At 63.0% G+C, this 6,841-nt stretch carries 6 protein-coding genes; all 6 read left to right on the forward strand.

The features are described 5' to 3' along the window. Positions 1-334 precede the first annotated feature (334 nt). The 6 genes from paaF (at position 335) to paaK (ending at position 6,543) form a co-directional block, all read left to right on the forward strand. Complete coding sequence (gene paaF / locus VC35_RS23325) at positions 335-1,108, forward strand: 2,3-dehydroadipyl-CoA hydratase PaaF (protein WP_046042834.1); 774 nt, start codon at positions 335-337, stop codon at positions 1,106-1,108. Between the two features lie 51 nt (positions 1,109-1,159). Then, the gene (gene paaG, locus VC35_RS23330) at positions 1,160-1,951 is read left to right on the forward strand and encodes a 2-(1,2-epoxy-1,2-dihydrophenyl)acetyl-CoA isomerase PaaG (protein ID WP_046042835.1); all 792 of its coding nucleotides are present in this window, start codon (positions 1,160-1,162) and stop codon (positions 1,949-1,951) included. Between the two features lie 3 nt (positions 1,952-1,954). Beyond that, a complete protein-coding gene (paaH, locus tag VC35_RS23335) occupies positions 1,955-3,472 on the forward strand; it encodes a 3-hydroxyacyl-CoA dehydrogenase PaaH (RefSeq protein WP_046042836.1) in 1,518 nt (505 codons plus the stop codon). Continuing rightward, positions 3,465-3,914, forward strand: a complete 450-nt coding sequence (paaI, locus tag VC35_RS23340; RefSeq protein WP_046042837.1) for a hydroxyphenylacetyl-CoA thioesterase PaaI — start codon at positions 3,465-3,467, stop codon at positions 3,912-3,914. Before paaH ends, paaI begins: the two co-directional genes overlap by 8 nt. Continuing rightward, positions 3,907-5,118 carry a 3-oxoadipyl-CoA thiolase gene (pcaF, locus tag VC35_RS23345; RefSeq protein WP_046042839.1) on the forward strand — a complete coding sequence of 404 codons (1,212 nt, stop codon included), beginning with the start codon at positions 3,907-3,909 and terminating at the stop codon, positions 5,116-5,118. Before paaI ends, pcaF begins: the two co-directional genes overlap by 8 nt. Before the next feature lie 99 nt (positions 5,119-5,217). Beyond that, entirely contained in the window at positions 5,218-6,543 is a 1,326-nt protein-coding gene (gene paaK, locus VC35_RS23350) for a phenylacetate--CoA ligase PaaK (protein WP_046042841.1), read from the forward strand. Positions 6,544-6,841 lie beyond the last annotated feature (298 nt).

The following is a 6,841-nucleotide window of genomic DNA, read 5'->3' on the forward strand; positions in this document are numbered from 1 at the left end:
CAAAGCGATGCAATTAATGACTCAATTTGTATCACATCACTTTTAACAGCACAAAGACTAAAAACCGTATCACTTGAAATGCACCTTTCCGACGAATGCCAGCACGCCTCAAAAATCGCCATAAAACCCAATGTTTTCTGGGCAAAACCCGCTATCACCCCCCCTTCACAAGAAAGCCAAAACATCCAAACCAACACCAATAAGACACATTAAATCTATTTTCGTATTGCATTTACGTATCACGTTATAGCTATACTTGGGCAAAACCGGCCCCTGCGGCCGATCCAATAACGAGCCGGCACCACGCCGAGCGTGCACCGTGAGAGCATCCGCCATGCCTCTGACCCTTGCCGTCGAATTGATCGAGCCTGGCGTCCGCCTTATTACCCTGCAGCGCCCGCAAGCCCTGAACGCCTTGACCACCGAGTTACTGGGCGAACTGGCCGCTGAACTGAACATCGCGCAAGCCGACCCCGACACCCGCGCCGTGGTCCTCACCGGCAGCCGCAAGGCCTTCGCCGCCGGCGCCGACATCAAGGAAATGGCCGAACGCAACCTGGTCGGCATCCTCGACGACCCGCGCCAGGCCTCGTGGCAAACCATCACCCGCTTCAGCAAACCGCTGATCGCCGCGGTCAACGGCTTCGCCCTCGGTGGTGGCTGCGAACTGGCGATGCACGCCGACATCATCATTGCCGGCGAAGACGCCCGCTTCGGCCAGCCGGAAATCAACCTCGGGATCATGCCCGGGGCCGGTGGCACCCAACGCCTGCTACGCGCCGTCGGCAAATCCATGGCCATGCAGATGGTGCTGACCGGCGAGCCGATCGACGCCCGTCAGGCCCAGCGCGCCGGCCTGGTCAGTGAAGTCACCCAACCGGAATTCACCGTCGAGCGCGCCCTGCACATCGCCCGCAGCATTGCGGCCAAGGCACCGCTGGCGGTGCGCCTGGCCAAGGAAGCGCTGCTCAAGGCCATGGACACCGACCTGGCCAGCGGCCTGCGCTTCGAGCGTCACGCCTTCACCGTGCTGGCCGGCACCCGCGACCGCGATGAGGGCATTGCAGCCTTCCAGGAAAAGCGCAGCCCGACGTTCACCGGGCAATAAAGCGGCCACTGACATCCGAATTCGAACGACTGCCAAGAGAACGCCAAGACCATGAACTTCGAACACATCCTGTTTTCCATCGACGCCGGCGTCGCCCTGCTCAGCCTCAATCGGCCGGACCAGCTCAACAGCTTCAACACCCAGATGCATGGCGAAGTGAAAGAAGCACTCAAGCTAGTGCGGCAGAACCCGGACGTGCGCGTTTTACTGCTGACCGGTGAAGGCCGCGGCTTCTGCGCAGGGCAAGACCTGAGCGACCGCAATGTCGCGCCGGGCAGCGCCGTACCGGACCTGGGCGAGTCCATCGAAAAGTTCTACAACCCGCTGATTCGCCAGTTGCGTGACCTGCCATTGCCGGTGATCTGCGCGGTCAATGGCGTCGCCGCTGGCGCTGGCGCCAACATTCCGCTGGCCTGCGACCTGGTATTGGCCGCGCGTTCGGCCAGTTTCATCCAGGCGTTCTGCAAGATCGGCCTGATCCCCGATTCCGGCGGCACCTGGACCCTGCCGCGTCTTGTTGGCATGGCTCGGGCCAAGGCTTTGGCACTGCTGGGCAACCGCCTGAGCGCCGAGCAGGCCGAGCAATGGGGCTTGATCTACCAGTGTGTGGACGACGCCGGTTTGCGCGACGAAGCGCTGAAACTGGCCCGCCACCTGGCGACCCAGCCGACCTACGGCCTGGCGCTGATCAAACGCAGCCTCAACGCGAGCCTGAGCAACAGCTTCGACGAACAGCTTGAGCTGGAAAAAGACCTGCAGCGCCTGGCCGGGCGCAGCGAGGACTACCGCGAAGGCGTCGGCGCCTTCATGGAAAAACGCACCCCAGTTTTCAAGGGGCGCTGAGTCATGACAGCACTGAACACCAACGCAAGCATCGCCGTGATCGGCGCCGGGGCCATGGGTGCCGGCATCGCCCAGGTCGCGGCCCAGGCCGGTCATCCGGTATTGCTGCTGGACAATCGTCCCGGCGCTGCTGCTCAAGCGATTGAAGGCATTGATCGGCAACTGGGCAAGCGAGTCGAGAGCGGCAAGCTGTCCGCCGAATCGCGCAGCGCGACGATTGCCCGCCTGCAAGCGGTGGAAGCCATCGAAGTCCTGGCCGACTGCGACCTGATCATCGAAGCCATCGTCGAGAACCTCGAGGTCAAGCGCGCGCTGTTCCGCCAGCTCGAAGGCATCTGCGGCGAGCATTGCATCCTCGCCAGCAACACCTCGTCGCTGTCGATCACCAGCATCGCCGCGCAGCTTGAACATCCACAACGCCTGCTCGGCCTGCACTTCTTCAACCCGGCGCCGGTGATGGCGCTGGTGGAAGTAGTCTCCGGTCTGGCCAGCGATCCGGCACTCGCCGAGTGCCTGTACGACACCGCCAAGGCCTGGGGCAAAAACCCGGTGCACACCCGCTCCACACCGGGTTTTATCGTCAACCGCGTGGCCCGGCCGTTCTATGCCGAAAGCCTGCGGATGCTTCAGGAAGGCGCTGCCGACTGCCCGACCCTGGATGCGCTGATGCGTGAGGCCGGTGGTTTTGCCATGGGCGCGTTCGAACTGACCGACCTGATCGGCCACGACGTCAACTATGCCGTGACCTGCTCGGTGTTCGACGCCTATTACCAGGACACGCGCTTCCTGCCGTCGCTGATCCAGAAAGAACTGGTGGACGGCGGGCGTCTGGGACGCAAGAGCGGCCAGGGTTTCTACAGCTACGCCCAAGGTGCAGAGCGCCCGCTCGCGGCTGAAATCAGCAGCGATGCGAAAGTCGAGGTTTGTGCTGTGGAAGGCGATCTCGGTATCGCTAAAGGCTTGCTCGCACGCTTGCATGAACAAGGCGTCGAGATCGTCCAGCGCGATGGACAAGGTCTACTTCGCGTCGGTGACGCCGTGCTGGCCTTGAGCGACGGGCGCATGGCCTGCCAGCGAGCACGTGAAGACGGATTGCGTAACCTGATCCTGCTGGACCTTGCGTTCGATTACAGCAAAGCCCAACGCATCGCCATCAGCTACTCGAACGGCATTGATCCGCAGGCACTCGAACAAGGCGTTGCCCTGCTGCAACGGGCCGGCCTCAAGGTCAGTCTGCTCAGCGACAGCCCGGCCCTCGCCGTCCTGCGCACCGTGGCGATGCTCGCCAACGAGGCCGCCGACGCCCTGCTGCAAGGCGTGGCCTCGGCCGCCGACATCGACCTGGCTATGCGCGCCGGGGTCAATTATCCGCAAGGGCCGCTGGCCTGGGCCGATGCCATTGGCCTGTCGCACATTCTTGAAACGCTGGAAAACCTGCAAGCCAGTTATGGCGAAGAACGCTACCGGCCGTCGCTGCTGCTGCGCCGTCGCGTCGCCGAAGGGAGAACATTCCATGACTAACCATGAATCCATGACCCTGGCCAGTGAATGCGCGCAATCGCTGTTCCAGCGCGACGCCGCCAGCCAGGGCATGGGCATGCGCCTGCTCTCGGCCGGGCCCGGTTGCTCGCGAGTGGGCATGACCGTGCGCGCCGACATGGTCCAGGGCCACGGCACCTGCCACGGCGGCTACCTGTTCGCGCTGGCTGATTCGGCGTTCGCCTTTGCCTGCAACAGCTACAACGAAGCCACCGTGGCTATCGGTTGCAGCATCGACTACATCGCCCCGGCACGCCTGGGTGACACGCTGAACGCCGACTGCATCGAGCAGAGCCGTTCCGGTCGCACCGGCAACTATGACGTGCGCATCGAAAACCAGCAGGGCCAGTTGATCGCCCTGTTCCACGGCAAATCCTACAAAGTGCGCGGCCCGGTGCTGACGCAGGAGACCCCCAATGAATGACGCCTTGATCATCGACGCAGTCCGGACCCCGATTGGCCGTTACGCCGGCGTCCTGAGCAGCGTGCGCGCCGACGACCTCGGTGCGGTGCCCCTGCGCGAACTGCTGCGCCGTCACCCGCAAGTGGACTGGAACACGGTCGATGATGTGATCTACGGCTGCGCCAACCAGGCCGGCGAAGACAACCGCAACGTCGCGCGCATGTCGGCGTTGCTGGCCGGGTTGCCGGTCAGCGTGCCGGGCACCACCCTCAATCGCCTGTGCGGCTCCGGACTCGATGCCATCGGCACCGCCGCCCGGGCCATTCGCAGCGGCGAAACCGGGCTGATGCTGGTCGGTGGCGTCGAATCCATGTCCCGCGCGCCGCTGGTGATGGGCAAGGCCGAGCAAGCGTTTTCCCGTGCAGCGGAGATCTTCGATACCACCATCGGCTGGCGTTTCGTCAATCCGCTGATGAAAAAGGCCTACGGCATCGACTCCATGCCGGAAACGGCAGAGAACGTCGCCGAACAGTTCAACATCTCCCGGGCCGACCAGGACGCCTTCGCCCTGCGCAGCCAGCAACGCGCCGCAGCCGCCCAAGCCAACGGACGTCTGGCCAAGGAAATCGTTGCTGTGGAAATTCCCCAGCGCAAAGGCCCGGCCAAAGTGGTCGAGCACGACGAACACCCGCGCGGCGACACCACCCTTGAACAGCTGGCCAAACTCGGCACGCCGTTCCGCGAAGGCGGCAGCGTCACCGCCGGCAACGCCTCCGGGGTCAACGATGGGGCCTGCGCCTTGCTGCTGGCCAGCCCGGAAGTCGCCAAGCGCCACGGCCTGATCGCCCGTGGCCGGGTCGTGGCCATGGCCACCGCCGGCGTTGAACCACGGATCATGGGCATCGGCCCGGTGCCCGCCACCCGCAAGGTGCTGGAGGTGGCCAACCTGAGCCTCGCCGACATGGACGTGATCGAGCTCAACGAAGCCTTCGCCGCACAGGGTCTGGCGGTGCTGCGTGAACTGGGCCTGAGCGACACCGACCCACGGGTCAACCCCAACGGCGGCGCCATCGCCCTGGGCCATCCACTGGGCATGAGCGGCGCACGCTTGGTCACCACCGCCCTGCACGAGCTGGAAGAACGTAACGGCCGCTACGCCCTGTGCACCATGTGCATCGGTGTCGGCCAAGGGATCGCGCTGATCATCGAGCGTCTATCCCACTAAAGAATCGCGATTCCCAAGGAGCCGAGAGGTATCCTTGGGGCATGCACTCAAAGCCCTTGTGCAAAAGGGCTGGAACACAAAAACAATTCGAGTGAACACATGAACATGCCAATAGCCAAATCCGTTCTGGATCCTGTGCTGGACCCGCTGGAAACCGCCAGCATCGACGAGCTGCGCCAGCATCAGCTGGAGCGCCTGCGCTGGAGCCTGAACCACGCCTACAACAACGTGCCGCTGTACCGTCAGCGTTTCGATGCGCTGGGCGTGCACCCGGACGACATCAAGTCCCTGGACGACCTGGCGAAATTCCCTTTCACCACCAAGTCCGACCTGCGGGACAACTACCCCTACGGCATGTTTGCCGTGCCGATGCACGACATCGTGCGCCTGCACGCGTCCAGCGGCACCACCGGCAAACCGACCGTGGTCGGCTACACCCAGAACGACATCGACACCTGGGCCAACGTGGTGGCGCGCTCGATCCGCGCCGGCGGTGGCCGCCGTGGCGACAAAGTGCACATTTCCTATGGCTACGGCCTGTTCACCGGCGGCCTCGGCGCGCACTACGGCGCCGAACGCCTGGGCTGCACGGTGATCCCGATGTCCGGTGGCCAGACTGAAAAACAAGTGCAACTGATCAAGGATTTCCAGCCGGACATCATCATGGTCACGCCGTCCTACATGCTCAACATCGCCGACGAAATCGAGCGCCAGGGCATCGACCCGCACAAACTGGCCCTGCGCCTGGGCATCTTCGGCGCCGAGCCATGGACCGCCGAACTGCGCAGCGCCATCGAGCAACGCCTGGGCATCACCGCCCTGGACATCTACGGCCTCTCGGAAATCATGGGGCCAGGTGTCGCTATGGAGTGCGCCGAAACCAAGGACGGCCCGACCATCTGGGAAGACCATTTCTACCCGGAAATCATCGACCCGGTCACCGGCGAAGTGCTGCCGGACGGTCAGATGGGCGAACTGGTGTTCACCTCATTGAGCAAAGAAGCCCTGCCGATGATCCGCTACCGCACCCGCGACCTGACGCGCCTGCTGCCGGGCACCGCACGGCCGATGCGCCGCATCGACAAGATCACCGGGCGCAGCGATGACATGCTGATCATTCGCGGGGTCAACGTGTTCCCGACGCAGATCGAGGAGCAGGTTCTCAAAGTTAAACAGCTTGCCGAGTGTTATGAGATCCATCTGTATCGCAACGGCAACCTGGACAGCGTGGATGTGCATGTCGAGCTCAAGGCTGAGCACCAGCACCTGAGCGAGGAACAGCAGAAGGCTGTTTGCGGGGAGTTGAGCAAGCACATCAAGACGTATATCGGGATCAGTTCGCGGATTGTCTTGCAGCCGTTTCATTCGATCAAGCGGTCGGAGGGCAAGGCTTGCCACGTGCTGGATAAACGTCCTAAAGCATGACTGCTGCACCCTTTATGGCCCCGCTTTTTGCGGGGTTTTTTTTTGGCCGGGGATTTACTGACTCTGGAGCCGAGCCCTATTCCTGTAGGAGCGAGCCTGCTCGCGAAGGCTTTGTGTCAGGCGGCATGGATTTTTGAGGGTGTACATATCCGTTGCTGCGGTAACGGCCACCTACGGTTCCGCTCTTACAGAGGGTCACTTTGGAAAAGCCCCAAAGTAACCAAAGGGCTCTTGCCCCTGACATTCGGTGCCTCGCTGTGGCTCGGCATTCCCTCGTTCCGGTCCTGCTCCGTGGGCC

This window comes from Pseudomonas fluorescens, assembly GCF_000967965.1.
GTDB classification, from domain to species: domain Bacteria; phylum Pseudomonadota; class Gammaproteobacteria; order Pseudomonadales; family Pseudomonadaceae; genus Aquipseudomonas; species Aquipseudomonas grandcourensis.

Excerpts from the sequence above, each read along its gene's own strand:
- paaG (WP_046042835.1), top strand. The coding sequence starts at position 1,160 with ATGAACTTCGAACACATCCTGTTTTCCATCGACGCCGGCGTCGCCCTG.
- paaF (WP_046042834.1), top strand. The coding sequence starts at position 335 with ATGCCTCTGACCCTTGCCGTCGAATTGATCGAGCCTGGCGTCCGCCTT.
- paaK (WP_046042841.1), top strand. The coding sequence starts at position 5,218 with ATGAACATGCCAATAGCCAAATCCGTTCTGGATCCTGTGCTGGACCCG.
- pcaF (WP_046042839.1), top strand. The coding sequence starts at position 3,907 with ATGAATGACGCCTTGATCATCGACGCAGTCCGGACCCCGATTGGCCGT.
- paaI (WP_046042837.1), top strand. The coding sequence starts at position 3,465 with ATGACTAACCATGAATCCATGACCCTGGCCAGTGAATGCGCGCAATCG.
- paaH (WP_046042836.1), top strand. The coding sequence starts at position 1,955 with ATGACAGCACTGAACACCAACGCAAGCATCGCCGTGATCGGCGCCGGG.